A 14062-nucleotide genomic window follows, 5' to 3' on the forward strand; every position below is an offset into this window, starting at 1 on the left:
TAGTAGAAGATGAAGGAGATGAATCCTGCTGTGCGTCTTGATTCGTTTCGGAAGGTGTTGGCGCACCGTTTGATGTATTGGCCTCTTCTGACGTCTTATCGTCAACGTTGACATTGCGGGCAGAAGGAGCAGCTACGACAGTATTACCCCCCCCCCCTCCAGAAATTACGGCGTTAGGAGAGCTACTCACATCGTCTATATTCTGAGCATATGCTGCAGGCACCATGCACACGATGGACAAGGAAACAGCAATAACCGAAGCAAGGCAACGCTTCAAAGACAGGCACTGCCGTCCAGATTCCCGTTCTGTTCCTCCGTTAAACCCGCAACGGACGAACTTCAATTCCGAGCTCATTGTCTCCCCTCATAGATTCGCAATCCCCTTTCGGGAGATTACTGCATACAACTATACGGAAGAGGTTGACAAAAGAACAAAAAACGTTCATTTGCTGGGGCCGGTTAGCGTATGTCTTTCTGAGCAAAAAGAAAAGCCCCGCAGCTATGCAGGGCTTTTCCAACGAGGTCATGAGAGAGGAAGAGAACGACCCCGTTTAATGGTTGACGAAGCTTTAGGACCTCGCCAAATCACTCATCATTCCGCACTTTCAAGTTTATGCCAATCCCGTTTTCGATTTTACGCTGTTTTGACTTTCGATTTTACGCCAATCTCGTTTTCGATTTTACGCCGGCAACACTGCTGACGATTGCATTTCGATATTCAGAAATCATAAGAAACTACAGGAAAGCAGCAAAAAGGGCATAAGAAAGCCCGCCCGGAAAAAGGGGGAAGACCGGGCGGGTTGAGGAAGGGAAGAAAAAGAAGTCAGCTATGAAGGGTTACTTGGCCGTCTCCTTGGACTTGCTCTTCGGCATAACCCAGAACTTGAGCAGCGGGTAGCTCACGATCACGGCGAGCAGGGTGTTGACCACGGAAGCGATGGTGCCAGCAATGCCAGCGCCCATGCCCCAACCCTGGCACAGACCGGTCACATAGCCCGGCAGCACAAGGTTCACAACCACGATGATCACAGCGAGGATCACGTACTTCCAAGCGGCATCCTTGAAGCTGGAGTCAGACTTGAACACCCACTTCATCTGCACGAAGAAGTTCACCACCTGGGCGAGCGCCTCGGCAAGCAGGAAGGTGAGGAAGCCGCCCAGACCGTTGCCCTGAGTGTCGTAGTTGAAGATCAGGAAGTGGAACGGCTGCGTCAGGCCCATGCCACTGATGAAGATGGCGGTGCCGATCCACGTCACCACGAAACGGGTGATGGTGGAGATGTTCGACAGCACGTTGAACAGGATGAACTCCCAGATGTTCGGGTGGTCCTTGATCCACTGGCGGATCGGACCGACCTTCTCAGCCGGCTGCGTTGCGTTGTTATCAGTCATTGTTCAGCTCCTTTGCAGTGCGCTTGTTTGCGGATTGGTTGCGGAAGAAGCCGGCGATGACGCCGCCCAATCCGCGGAAGGTGTGTCCGTTGGCGATTTTGACGATGGCGTCGACCATCGCGGAATCGACCATGCCTTGGGTCATCTTGCTCATGGCTCGCGGAGGCATGTTCAGGATGAACAGGGTGTTGAGGTCCGGAGCGCCGGTCTTCTGACGAATCTTGGCCTCCTGCTTGGTGAGCGTCTTGGCGACGGTACGCGCCACGAAGCCCTTGGAATCCACCCACGACATGATCGGATCGTTCACGCCGAACGTCACCGGCTTGCCCGGTGCCACAACCTCATGGCCGAACAGCACGGCCATTTCGGCGTCGGTCACTTCCTTGACGTGGCCGCTGAGATAATGGCCGAGCGCAGTATCCGCGGCAACCGGATTGACATCGCCTGCGACGGTGTGCGGAATCGTAAGCGGCAGGTGTTCGGCGTTGTCGCCCACCATCAGCGTCCACTCGCCGGTTTCCGTCTTCCATTCGTTGCTGGCAACGTCGAAGTGACGGAAGGTGTAACGGTCGAAATCGATGTGCACGCTCTTGCTTTCGTGTGCGGCAAGCGAAACCTTGGCGAAGCCCTTGAGCTCGCGATCCGGACGCAACACACCACCCTGCGGACCGCGCACGTACAGCTGTACAACGGTCGAACCGGCAACATCGGAATCGTTGCTGACCATCACGTCAATGCCGTTCTCACCAGCAGTGGCGGCACTGTAGGTGAACGTGGAGTAGCTCAAGCCGTAACCGAACGGGAAGCGCACGGGCACACCGGCGGTCTCGTAATAACGGTAGCCAACGAACGGGCCTTCGCGATAGATCGCATCGCGACCAATCGCCGGATACCAACTGGAGCTCGGGCAATCCTCGTAATGCATCGGCCAGGTTTCAGCCAAGTGGCCGGACGGATTGATCTCACCGGTCAGCGCGCGCACGGTCGCGGAAGCGCCGGCCTGACCCGACAGACCCACGTAAAGCACTGCGGCAACGTCGTCAATCCACGGCAGTTCCACCGGAGAGCCGGCGACAAGCACGACCACGATCGGCTTGCCCGCGCCCTTCAGCGCTTCGACCAGATCGTTCTGCACCTGCGGAATCGCCATGGTGGAACGGTCAAGGCCTTCGGATTCGCTGCGTTCGTCAAGACCGACGACTGCAAGCACCACATCAACGCTTTCCTTGCCAGCCAGCGCGACTGCGTCTTCCACGAGCACGCGGTCAGCCTTGCCCTGGCGGTCATAGCCCTGCTCATAGCCGGCAAGCACGAGGCCTTCGGCGTTCTTGACCTCTTCAAGAATGTTCTCTTCCTTGGTGGCGTTCACCTTGGAGGAGCCGGAACCCTGATAACGTGCGGTTGCGGCCATATCGCCGATCACCGCCACGCGGGTGCCGGCCTTGAATGGCAGGGTCGCGTTATCGTTCTTCAACAGCACACTGGAGCCTTCGGCCACCTTGCGTGCCACGTCGTGATGCGCTGCTGCGATATCGTCTTTGAGCAGATCGTTACGTCCAACACCGACCAGCTTGGTCGCTGCCGCGATTTTTGCGACTTCTGCGGCACGCGCGTTGATATCGGCTTCAGACAGAGTTCCAGCCTTGACCGCGCCTTCCAGCTCACGCGCGGAAGTGAAGCCCGGAGACGGCATTTCCAGCGATCCGCCTGCCTTGACTGCTGCGACCGCGGAGTTGGATCCGCCCCAGTCGGAGACGACCATGCCGTCGAAGCCCCATTCGTCGCGCAGAATCTCCTGGAGCAAATGTTTGTTTTCGTGCGCGTAGACGCCGTTGATCTCGTTGTAGGAGGTCATGATGGTCAGCGGCTTGGCTTCACGCACTGCGATTTCGAAACCGGTCAGATACAATTCGCGCATGGTACGCTCGTCGACCACGGAGTTGCTGGCCTGGCGGCGCAGTTCCTGGCTGTTAACCGCGAAATGCTTCGGGCATGCGGAGATGCCGTTGCTCTGGATGCCGCGGATCAGGCCTGCCGCCATACGTCCGGCGACGATCGGATCTTCGGAATAGTATTCGAAGTTACGTCCGCACAGCGGGTTGCGCTTGATGTTCAGACCCGGGCCGAGCAGCACGTTCACGTCAAGATCGTGCGCTTCGCTGCCGAGGGCCTCGCCCATTTCTTCGGCGAGCGCCGGATCCCAAGAATTGGCCACGGTTCCTGCGGTCGGGAAGCAGGTGGCCGGCTTGGATACGCCGATGCCGAGATGATCGCCTTCGCCGAGCTGGCGGCGCACGCCGTGGGGGCCGTCGCTCATCACGAAGCTGGGGATGTCTGCGCGGTCGTTGCCTCGCGAATCCCATTCGGATCCACCGGAAAGCATTGCGGCCTTTTCAACGACCGAAAGTTCTTCGAGTTCCATTGGTTCTCCCTTGCACTAACTCCTCGAACCCGCTTGGCCCTCCCTGAGCCTGCGCTGTTCTTGTTGCGGATGTTCTTGGCTGCATCGCATGTGAGCATCCGCCGCTAGTTTGATTGAACCAGCCTTTCGCCGCCAATCTGCGCCCCATTACACAACCTGTCGTTTTGCCCGCACAATCGGACATTCCTTAACTGATTTCGGAATCAAAGGAACTCACATGGCAGATACGTTTTTACCGCTCCGCCGCGCTTTCGTATGCGTTCCATACACACCATACGGCGTAGGAAATGAGTGGACAGATGGTGGCGGAAATAATCACGTCGGTCGGATAGTGCAAGCCGAGCAGCAATCGAGAACAGGCGACCGCCACGACAAGCGCGACAGCGCCGATGACCGCCCTGCGGAGGAACACCCGTCTTCCGTTTGCACGCCCGTCATCTTCTCCGTCGGGGAAGCGTTTGCGCGCGAAATTACGCACGGTAAGAATCATCATGACCGATACGATCACCGCGGCTGCCGTGTGACCACTCGGAAAACTTGGATCGCCTGGCAATAGATCACTGCCGACGGACGTGATCGGACGGGGGCGTTCGACCAGCCATTTGACACCGGTCACGTACAGTATCGGCGCCGCCGACACGACGACATCGCGGATGACGACGCGCCTGCTGCCGGTAATACGCAAATCGACAGCGGCAAGCGCGGCGACGATTGCGATGCAGCCTACCGTTGAAAACAAATACGCAAGTACCGTAGAGCAGTCGCGCAACCCTTCTGGCAGCGCCGCTAAAGCCTGCAAAATATTGGTCTCACGCATTGTCGCGATTGCCGAATTGCGCAGTGCGACGCCAATCATAGGCACAATGCCGCACAATATGGCGGTTGCGATTACCACAGCCGCCGCTCTCGCGATGCTTCCGTTCTTCATATGCATGATTTCAGTTAAGCACAGTTCACCATACCGTTGCCGTATGTTCACATCCGGGGTATCCCCGAAAATCGAAGATTATCCTTCAGGGGGCTTCCCCGACACGCGCGCTGCAGACGGCCGCGCAACACAAATATGGCATACCCACACGGGAAGTACCGCGAACGATGCGAGAATCGGAATTGGCGTTTAAGAAGGAAAGAAGGAAATATGACCGAACCAATCGCAATGACCATACGCCATATGAAAATCGAGGATTATCCGCTGGTATACGGACTGTGGACACGATGCACAGGTTTCACTATGAGGGATATAGACGATTGCGAGGATGCGATAAAGACGTTTCTCAAACGCAATCCCGACACCTGTTTCGTAACTGAGGACGATGACGGAAGGATCATTGGCGCGATTCTTGCCGGTCACGACGGAAGACGGTCACGCATCTACCACACGGCGGTCGACCCCGACGCACGCGGTAGGGGCATTGGCTCGATGTTGGTGGGCCGTGTGGTTGAAACGCTTCGTGCAATCGGTCTGCCGAAAGTCGCTGTCGGAGTGCCCACGGACAACGACGCCGGCAACGATTTCTGGGAACGGCAGGGCTTTGCAGTCCGTGACGATTTGGTTTATCGAGAACTGCCGTTGGAATAACGAACCATCCACGATGCCGTGCACGTCGCCCAGCCCACGTTGTTCGCGGACAGCAAGTAGAAGCCGGCCAGCATGCCGCCCCACCCATGGACACGTAGGCAGCGGAGGCGATGCCGCGGCCCAACGCGTTCATTACGTGGCGCAGCAGCCACGTGTCAAGAGGCCCCTGCCGTAACGGAAGTCCGAGAGGCCACCGATGGTGGATCGCTGTTCGGACGGAAGACACGGTTTAGGCGAGCGAGCTATGCCTTGGCTAGCTTCTTGTGCCTGAGAGTGTAAACGGCATCGGCGGAATCGGCGACACGCTTGGAATGCGTCACCACAATGACACATTTACCGAGTTGATGAGCGGCATGCCGCAAAAGATCAATCACCTCATCAGTCATTTCCGGATCCAGGCTGCCAGTCGGTTCATCCGCCAGAATCGCGCGGCCGGGCGCCACTAGGGCACGGCCGACCGCCACTCGCTGACGTTGACCGCCCGACAGGTGCATGATGTTGCGCTTCGATTCCTCACGGCTCAGTCCCAAATCCTCGAGGATCTTCATATCGGCCTTGGGATTGACCAAACGCAGATTCTCTTCGGGAGTGAGATAGTCGATCAGATTATGGTCCTGGAACACCAAGGACACGTGCTCGCGACGGTGCTTTGAATAACCCGTCGTAGCTATATCCTCACCCTCGAAACGGACCACTCCATCAGAGGGGGCATCCAGACCGGCCAACAGGGACAGCAGTGTGCTCTTTCCCGCTCCCGATGGACCGGTGATCGCATACATCTTTCCGGATTCGAAATCAGCGTTCACGTCCGAAAGAACGCGGATCTTCGCCGCGCCATATGAGTAATTGACATGGTCCAATTGCAGACAGATAGTCATGATTAATATCTCCTAACGCATAGAGGAAAGAATGGATTTCGGGGATTTGGCCAGCACTGCGGCGCACGACACGGCAAGCGCAATCGCGATGACCGCGCATCCGAGCAGCAGGATGAGCAGCGTCTGTTCTGGCGGCAGAGCCTCCACCTGCAATGATTCAAGAGGCGCGACTCCAGAATCGTGCAGCAGAAGCGAGGACACGTATCCAGACAATAGGGAGCCCGTGCCCAGCGAGCACAGGGCTGCGACCACAGCCATGAGACCGGTTTCGATTGCGAACTGGGCGATAATCTGCATCTTGCCGATGCCGAGAGCCAGAAGGGTGCCTATCTCATGAATACGTGAGCGGATCCAGAAGACAAGCGCCATGCCCAGTACCAACACATCAGCCAAGCAAACGGACAACAGCACCATACGAACCAGATCGCGCACCGTTTCCACCGACTGCAGCACGCCGGAAAGCCGCGCCGAGTCATCGGTGACGCCATACTTGCTTCCAGCGATTTTTTTCGCTTGGGCCACTGCGGCGGAGAGAGCCTGCGGATTATCCGAAAGACACCGGATCGTGCCGACCCGTTCCTCTCCAGTCAGCGCGGAAACCACTTGGGCACCCGCATAGATAAGATTCTCCGATGCGTCCGATGGCATAGGGCTCTGTGCCTGCACATTGCCAGAGAAGATTCCGGCCACGCGAACGGTGGAATCGCGGTCTTCCTGACTGAGCCGGAGTGTTGATCCCACCGATAGCCCATTCTCACGTGCGAAATCCCGGTGAATCAGTACGTTCCGGCCATTACCTGAAATGTGGTGTCCTTGTTCCAACCGGTACAGACCGCTTTGGAACTCTTCGGACAACGAGGAGTCAGTGGTGCCCAGCACGCTGACCTGCGTGGATAGACCGGAATCCAGCCGAGGACCATGTTCGGGGACAACCGGATGCGCTCCATCCACCCCTGCCAAGGTCTTACGCTCGTAAACGGTTTTTCCTACGCCGGGGATGCGCGAGAACCGGCTCGCTTCCTTTAGACTTGCAGGATTCTCGCCTGTGTCGACAGTAAAACCTATTCCCATGCTTCTGCCGATATCGTCGGACATTTTCTGAAGTGCCGTTGACACTCCAACCTGAGCCACAAGACTGGTGAAAACCATCAGCATCAGCAGTCCGATGATTCCGCTGCGTACCGGTTTACGCACGATTGCCAGCGTGGCACGATTCCACACGTTCATGCCCGTCATCGGAGCTCCGACAGGCTTCGCGGCGACTTGCGCAGCATCGGTATGCACGATATGGCGACGCATACCAGCATCACCGCCAGCAGGCCGAGCGACACATACAGTACGGCAGTCGTGTCGATCGATACCGTGAGCGAATCCAAGGTACGAACCGACATATTGGATTCGAGATCGCCGCCAACCTGCCCCATGCTGCTCAGCTCCTTCGCCGCGGAGGCGTTCACGGAACGGAGGGCCGAAGTGCCAAGCCATTGGGCCACTCCTCGTGCGCACAACCATCCGAGGGCCAGGGACGGCAGACCGATCAGAATCATCTCGGTTAGATATTGGGCGATCAGGGATGGCTTGCCGATGCCAAGGGACACCAGTACGCCCATCTCCTGACGTCGGTCGTTCATCCACAGTAAGAGCATGAGACTGAGAACTATCACGGCCGAAATGGTCACGCCGATCAAAGCGCCGAGCATCATGGAACGCACACCTCGGGCGGCATTCAGCATGCTCGACGTATATTGGTCATTGCGCGTGATCTGGTAGTTGTTCCAATCCACTGGAAGCTTCTTCGCCGCTTCCATGGTTTTCTCCACGTCGACACCCTTGTCCAGAACGAAAGTGGCATCCTGATATATTTCCTTGCCGGCCTTGTACTGGTACAGAGTACTTGTAGTGTCCAAATCGGTGTACACAGTGTTGGAGGTGAGTTCCGCGCGGCTGGATACCTTTCTGTCGCTGTCTCCTTTGAATATTCCAACGATGGTGGTTTTGACGGTTGCCGTCGAATGCGACTCATTGTCGGCATCATATGGATTGGCCTTGAGCGTGAGGGTATCGCCGACTTTAAGTCCATTGGTTTTGGCGAGATCCTCATGGACCATCGACATATGCTTATCGGATGTCTTGAGATGACGTCCGTCGACCATGCCGAGCGTGTGCGACGTGAACACATTGAGTTTTGACGAATCGTTTGTGCCTATGACGTTGGCCGTATTGCCGAACTGCTGTTCTTTCTCCGCATCGTAATCATCGCCGCCGGGGACCTTCACCACGCTGGCTCCCACGAGATCGGCGGTGGCGTTCTGCCTGACCATGTACGAGTCAACACCGGACAGCTTCGAGATTCGTTGCACATCAGCGGGACGAACCATTCCGCCTCCGCGAGGTGTCAGCATGCTGCCTTGCAGGTTACTGGCCAGCACGAATCCGCCGACCGCCTGTTTCTCAATCTGTCCGGCCTCATGTTGCGCTGCCCGAGAAACTGCGGTTGCGGACAGCATACTCGCCGTTATGATGGTCAGCACAATGAACAGCACTGCGGTGCGCACTCGCTTTCTGAGCACATAGCGCGCCGCCCGTGAGATAAATGTCATTAATACCCCCTGTGAAGCTGGGACCTTCTCATCCGAAACAATGAAATCTAATTCGATTCTTCGATTGGTCATTCGCCAAAATACATGGTTCACCTCGGAACATGGCAAGATATGCCTTGAGCGAAAAAACGAAACAACATTGGTTGCATTATGCTCCGGGACATCGGTCGTTTTGTTCATTTGACAAACTTTGAACGGCTATAAAACAGTGCATATACCAATGGAGGCCCCAATCGAAATTGGGGCCTCCATCAGAGAGAAAGGAAGGAGTGGCAAGTATTGGTTATTTATTCGGTCAGAATCTTGGCCTTCTCGTTGACGCTTCAACCGTCTCGACCGTCTTGACTTCCTCGTCGGGGATCTCACCGGCCGCGAGCTTGGCTTCGAGCTGCTCGACGATTTCGGCGTGTATCTTCTCGTTGATCTTCACCTTGAAGGCGAACATCAGGCGGACTCCACCGTCCGCGGCTGTTGCGTTGCTCATTTTTTCTTCTCCTCTAAGAGAGTTGGAGCCGAAATCACCCATTGATCTTGTATTGCAATACGCCGTTTTATAAACAGAAGTAAAAAACATTAGTAATCAAAGCTTTTGCCGACGTGTTGCAACAATTCCCATGATGCAAAGCCTATCCGTCACCGACTTAAACATGTTTAATGGGAGTACTTGAAAAACAGAGGGAACTGTGGCGGTAAATACGATTTGCTTTTCGGTAAAAAACATTTATCATTACTGGTAAAGGAAGTTTAGCTTCCTCATCATTCACAACGAAGTAATGAAAGAAAGCAGAAAACATGACAAACAGCAATCGTGTTGAGCACGCATCCGAGACATGGCTGACCGACGCGACTGTGTTCGAGGTCAACCGCACGCCGGCCCATTCCAACCACAAGTGTTTCACGCATGATCCGCAGAGCGGTGAGTACTCCGATCTCACGCAAAGCCTTGACGGAGAGTGGCGCGTCGAGATCGTACAGGCTTCTGACATCGATTTCAACGAAGAGCCATTCGTTGCCGAAAACTTCGATGATTCCGCTTTCTACCGCACCCAGGTTCCGGGCCATCTGCAGATGGCAGGCCTGCTGAAGAACAAGTACGTGAATATCCAGTATCCGTGGGATGGCCACGAGAATCCGCTGGAGCCGAATGTTCCGGAAAACAATCACGTGGCGCTCTACCGCAAGAAGTTCGTCGTGTCCAAGCGTCTTGCGGACACCAAGGAGTCCAGAGGAAGCGTCTCCATCGTCTTCCATGGAATGGCAACCGCAATCTACGTGTGGGTCAACGGCCTGTTCGCAGGTTACGGCGAGGACGGATTCACTCCCAACGAGTTTGACATCACCGATCTGCTGCATGACGGAGAGAACGTTGTGGCGGTCGCTTGCTACGAGTATTCCAGCGCATCCTGGCTTGAAGACCAGGACTTCTGGCGTCTGCACGGGCTGTTCCGCTCCGTCGAACTGACGGCACAGCCCCACGTCCATGTCGAGAACATGCAGCTCGAAGCCGATTGGGACGCCGAGTCCGGCACCGCCTCTCTTGACGCCGCATTGTCCGTGCGCAACGCCTCCGATGCCGCCACCATCTCAGCCACGTTGAAGGATTCCGAAGGCAACGTGGTATGGGAGACCTCGACCAACGCCGACGCCAACACCACGTTCGCGAGCGGTTCCTTGCAGGGCCTCGAGCCGTGGAGCGCCGAGAGCCCATCTCTGTACGAACTTGAAGTCAATGTCATCGATCAGGCCGGCGACATTGTCGAAGCCGTCGTTCAGAAGGTCGGCTTCCGTCGCTTCCACATCGAAAACGGCATCATGACCCTTAACGGCAAGCGCGTCGTGTTCAAGGGCGCGGACCGTCACGAGTTCGACGCCAAGCGCGGCCGTTCCATCACTGAGCAGGACATGATCGATGATGTGATTTTCTGCAAGCGCCACAACATCAACGCCATCCGCACCTCGCACTATCCGAACCAGGAGCGTTGGTACGATCTGTGCGATGAGTACGGCATCTACCTGATCGATGAGACCAATCTCGAAACCCATGGCAGCTGGTGCCTGCCCGGCGACGTAGTCACCGCCGAGACCGCGGTTCCAGGAAGCAAGGCGCGTTGGGAAGGCGCCTGCGTCGACCGCGTCAACAGCATGATGCGCCGCGACTACAACCACCCGAGCGTGGTCATTTGGTCCCTTGGCAACGAATCCTACACCGGCGATGTGTTCCGTGCCATGTACAAGCACGTGCACGACATCGATCCGAACCGCCCCGTGCACTACGAGGGTGTGACAAAGAACCGCGACTATGACGACGTGACCGATATCGAAACCCGCATGTACGAGCATGCCGATGTGGTTGAGGAATACCTCAAGAACGATCCGCAGAAACCGTACATCTCCTGCGAGTACATGCACGCAATGGGCAATTCGGTCGGCAATCTGGACGAATACACGGCACTGGAACGCTACCCGCACTATCAGGGCGGCTTCATCTGGGACTTCATCGATCAGGCGATTTATGCCAGCCAGCCGGACGGCTCCACCCGTCTGTGCTATGGCGGAGACTTCGGCGATCGCCCGAGTGATTACGAGTTCTCCGGCAACGGACTGGTCTTCGCTGACCGTACTCCCGCGCCGAAGGCCCAGGAGGTCAAGCAGCTGTACTCCAACGTCCATATCGACGTGACCGATCGTTCGGTGTCCATCAAGAACGACAATCTGTTCATCTCGACCGGCGGATACCAGTTCGTGCTGCGCATCCTCGCTGACGGGGAGCCGGTATGGCAGTCCGAGCGTCGCTTCGACGTGCCCGCTGATTCGGCATGCACGTTCGATGTCGAATGGCCGGTGGATCTCTATCGCGCCAATGCCAATGAGCTGTTGCTTGAAGTGTCCCAGCGCCTCGCCGAGGCGACCGATTGGGCTCCTGCCGGGTACGAACTCGCCTTCGGCCAGACTGTTGTGGCCGGAACGAAGGCAGCCGAAGACGCGGCCCTGCCTGCGGACGGCATCGTCACTGTTGGCCGTTGGAATGCGGGTGTTCAGGGTTCCGGACGAGAGATTCTTCTTTCTCGCACCCAGGGCGGCTTGGTCTCCTACACGTTCGACGGTCACGAATTCGTGCTGCGTCGCCCGGCGATCACCACATTCCGCGCGTTGACGGACAACGACCGTGGCGCCGGCCATGGATTCGAGCGAGCCCAGTGGATGGCGGCCGGCCGTTATGCCCGTTGCGTGGACAATGTCATCGAACAGGTCGATGAAGACACGCTCAAGGCCGTATACACGTATGAGCTGGCCACGCCGCAACGCACCAAGGTCACCGTCGAATACACCGCCGATACCACTGGCCGTCTGAACCTGCATGTGGAATATCCGGGCGAATCCGGCGATCTGCCCACCATTCCTGCGTTTGGCATCGAATGGACTCTGCCGGTCCAGTATTCGAATCTGAGGTTCTTCGGCGCTGGTCCCGAGGAAACGTACCAGGATCGCAAGCACGCCAAGCTGGGCGTGTGGAGCACCGATGCGTTCAAGGATCATGCTCCGTATCTCATGCCGCAGGAGACGGGCAACCACGAGGAAGTCCGTTGGGCGGAGATCACCGATGAAAATGGACACGGCCTGCGAGTCAGCCGCGCGAACGGTGCCGCACCGTTCGCTGTGAGCCTGCAGCCATATTCCAGCTTCATGATCGAAGAAGCTCAGCACCAGGACGAGTTGCCGGCTCCGAAGCACATGTTCCTCCGTGTGCTCGCCGCGCAGATGGGTGTCGGAGGCGACGATTCCTGGATGTCTCCGGTCCACTCCCAGTATCACATCCCCGCCGATCAGCCGATCAGCCTCGATGTCAATCTCGAACTGATCTGACGATCGGATAGCGTGTCCCTCCTCTGCGCCTTCCTGTGGAGGAGGGACGACATCGTCTTGCAAGGTTCCTTCACCTTGGTGTAACAGGTGACGATGCTTCATAACGCAGAAGATGCGGCATAGATTCATGTTTTCCATATGCCGCGTCTTCTGCTCACATCAGGCCTCTTTCGTATGGTTTTCATAAAGATGGCACGAAACTGTCCCTGACCACCAATTTTGCGGAAATCCTCACGTGCTGGTTTACGGATCGTCTGGTGGACAGCGCTTCCGACAGCATAAACACCGCGGCCTTAGCTAATTCGTCTTTGTTGATGTCGTACGATGACAACGCGGGCGAGGTATACTCCGCTATCTCTTGGTTGTTGATGCTGACCATGCGTATATCTCTCGGCACTAGGATTCCAACGGACGCAAATGCTTGAAGTACGCCGACTGCAATCGGATCGGCAGCAATGATGACGGCATCCGGAAGGTCGTTACTGTGCATTTGTATGAGTTTTTCACCGAGAGCGCGTCCGTTCTCTATGGTGAACGGTCCTTCTTCCAAGACGAGACCGTTGATGTCAAGTCCGAGACGTACTGACCAATTCCGGAACGCGAACGCACGGGAATCTTCCGGATACTCATGATCGCCCATAATGTTTCCGACTCCGCCGACGAAAGCTATGCGTCGGCTCCCGGAGGCGGTCAGCGTATCCAACGCGTCCAAAACGGTTTGTTCCAAATCTGGTTGCACCGAATCAAACAAGTCTGGTGCCGGATTAATATCGATGAATACTCCATGCTGAAAAGCATTATGCAATCGTAGGAGCACATCCTTCCCAAACGGTGCCGGACCGATCGAAATAAAACCAGCATGCTTGCCCTTATTCTTGATGAGATCGTTCACATTACGATACTCAGTTATATGCATGCGCTCATCTTCCGCATGCTGGTAGAGGAACGCCTTGAGCTCGTTGGAGTACATGTCTTGCAAACCTTTGTCCGGAACGGCATTGTCCAACAAGGCGATGTCCTGAGGAATGGTGACACGCTGGTATCGCGGCACATTCTCATATCCCAATTCAAGGCTGGCGTTCAGAACTTTTTGACGGGTGGCCTCTTTGACCGACAGCGAGGAATCGTCATTGAGTATCCTCGATACGGTTGCAGGGGAGAATCCAGCCCTTTCTGCAATCTCCCTGATTGTAGCCATGACAATCTACCTCCTCTTGGTAGACGAAAGCTAAACAAATTTAGTAACAAGTTTATCATGTTTCGCTTTAGAGATTCACTGGAAAATGGCGGGAATCTCTTTTTCCGTCAAAAAAGATTGCGGACCGTC

10 protein-coding genes are annotated in these 14062 nt (G+C 56.2%); 2 read left to right on the top strand and 8 right to left on the bottom strand.

What is annotated here, in order from left to right; genetic code table 11:
- Window positions 1-837: 837 nt before the first annotated feature.
- From BBPC_RS08885 to BBPC_RS08895, 3 genes are all read right to left on the bottom strand, one after another.
- Entirely contained in the window at window positions 838-1392 is a 555-nt protein-coding gene (locus BBPC_RS08885) for a GtrA family protein (protein ID WP_004221000.1), read from the bottom strand.
- On the bottom strand, window positions 1385-3814 hold the full coding sequence (gene gluB / locus BBPC_RS08890; protein WP_004221005.1) for a beta-glucosidase GluB: 2430 nt from the start codon (window positions 3812-3814) through the stop codon (window positions 1385-1387). The genes BBPC_RS08885 and gluB overlap by 8 nt, the downstream gene beginning before the upstream one ends.
- Before the next feature lie 232 nt (window positions 3815-4046).
- Window positions 4047-4748, bottom strand: a complete 702-nt coding sequence (locus tag BBPC_RS08895) for a phosphatase PAP2 family protein (RefSeq protein WP_004221010.1) — start codon at window positions 4746-4748, stop codon at window positions 4047-4049.
- 204 nt (window positions 4749-4952) lie between these two features.
- On the opposite strand from BBPC_RS08895, the gene BBPC_RS08900 reads away from it, so the two are divergent.
- Complete coding sequence (locus BBPC_RS08900; RefSeq protein ID WP_004221013.1) at window positions 4953-5393, top strand: GNAT family N-acetyltransferase; 441 nt, start codon at window positions 4953-4955, stop codon at window positions 5391-5393.
- A gap of 242 nt (window positions 5394-5635) precedes the next feature.
- Here the strand turns inward: BBPC_RS08900 and BBPC_RS08905 are convergent, their stop codons facing one another.
- From BBPC_RS08905 to BBPC_RS08920, 4 genes are all read right to left on the bottom strand, one after another.
- Window positions 5636-6271 carry an ABC transporter ATP-binding protein gene (locus BBPC_RS08905; RefSeq protein WP_003807101.1) on the bottom strand — a complete coding sequence of 212 codons (636 nt, stop codon included), beginning with the start codon at window positions 6269-6271 and terminating at the stop codon, window positions 5636-5638.
- A 12-nt stretch (window positions 6272-6283) separates the two neighbouring features.
- Window positions 6284-7507 (bottom strand): ABC transporter permease, encoded by a 1224-nt coding sequence (locus BBPC_RS08910; protein ID WP_004221017.1) that lies wholly within the window; start codon window positions 7505-7507, stop codon window positions 6284-6286.
- A complete protein-coding gene (locus tag BBPC_RS08915; RefSeq protein WP_033524400.1) occupies window positions 7504-8871 on the bottom strand; it encodes an ABC transporter permease in 1368 nt (455 codons plus the stop codon). Before BBPC_RS08915 ends, BBPC_RS08910 begins: the two co-directional genes overlap by 4 nt.
- 295 nt (window positions 8872-9166) lie before the next feature.
- Window positions 9167-9355, bottom strand: coding sequence for a hypothetical protein (locus BBPC_RS08920; protein WP_033524399.1), 189 nt, complete (start codon window positions 9353-9355; stop codon window positions 9167-9169).
- A gap of 308 nt (window positions 9356-9663) precedes the next feature.
- Between BBPC_RS08920 and BBPC_RS08925 the strand changes: the two genes are divergently transcribed.
- Window positions 9664-12735: a glycoside hydrolase family 2 TIM barrel-domain containing protein gene (locus BBPC_RS08925; protein WP_004221024.1), complete on the top strand. Its 3072-nt coding sequence runs from the start codon at window positions 9664-9666 to the stop codon at window positions 12733-12735.
- 181 nt (window positions 12736-12916) lie between these two features.
- Here the strand turns inward: BBPC_RS08925 and BBPC_RS08930 are convergent, their stop codons facing one another.
- On the bottom strand, window positions 12917-13933 hold the full coding sequence (locus tag BBPC_RS08930) for a LacI family DNA-binding transcriptional regulator (protein ID WP_004221026.1): 1017 nt from the start codon (window positions 13931-13933) through the stop codon (window positions 12917-12919).
- Window positions 13934-14062 lie beyond the last annotated feature (129 nt).

The organism is Bifidobacterium pseudocatenulatum DSM 20438 = JCM 1200 = LMG 10505 (genome assembly GCF_001025215.1).
GTDB lineage: Bacteria > Actinomycetota > Actinomycetes > Actinomycetales > Bifidobacteriaceae > Bifidobacterium > Bifidobacterium pseudocatenulatum.

What these genes read in the sequence shown, in the direction of transcription:
- BBPC_RS08885 (WP_004221000.1), bottom strand. Translation starts at nt 1,392, where the DNA reads ATGACTGATAACAACGCAACGCAGCCGGCTGAGAAGGTCGGTCCGATC.
- BBPC_RS08920 (WP_033524399.1), bottom strand. Translation starts at nt 9,355, where the DNA reads ATGAGCAACGCAACAGCCGCGGACGGTGGAGTCCGCCTGATGTTCGCC.
- BBPC_RS08910 (WP_004221017.1), bottom strand. Translation starts at nt 7,507, where the DNA reads ATGACGGGCATGAACGTGTGGAATCGTGCCACGCTGGCAATCGTGCGT.
- BBPC_RS08900 (WP_004221013.1), top strand. Translation starts at nt 4,953, where the DNA reads ATGACCGAACCAATCGCAATGACCATACGCCATATGAAAATCGAGGAT.
- BBPC_RS08930 (WP_004221026.1), bottom strand. Translation starts at nt 13,933, where the DNA reads ATGGCTACAATCAGGGAGATTGCAGAAAGGGCTGGATTCTCCCCTGCA.
- BBPC_RS08915 (WP_033524400.1), bottom strand. Translation starts at nt 8,871, where the DNA reads ATGACATTTATCTCACGGGCGGCGCGCTATGTGCTCAGAAAGCGAGTG.
- gluB (WP_004221005.1), bottom strand. Translation starts at nt 3,814, where the DNA reads ATGGAACTCGAAGAACTTTCGGTCGTTGAAAAGGCCGCAATGCTTTCC.
- BBPC_RS08925 (WP_004221024.1), top strand. Translation starts at nt 9,664, where the DNA reads ATGACAAACAGCAATCGTGTTGAGCACGCATCCGAGACATGGCTGACC.
- BBPC_RS08895 (WP_004221010.1), bottom strand. Translation starts at nt 4,748, where the DNA reads ATGCATATGAAGAACGGAAGCATCGCGAGAGCGGCGGCTGTGGTAATC.
- BBPC_RS08905 (WP_003807101.1), bottom strand. Translation starts at nt 6,271, where the DNA reads ATGACTATCTGTCTGCAATTGGACCATGTCAATTACTCATATGGCGCG.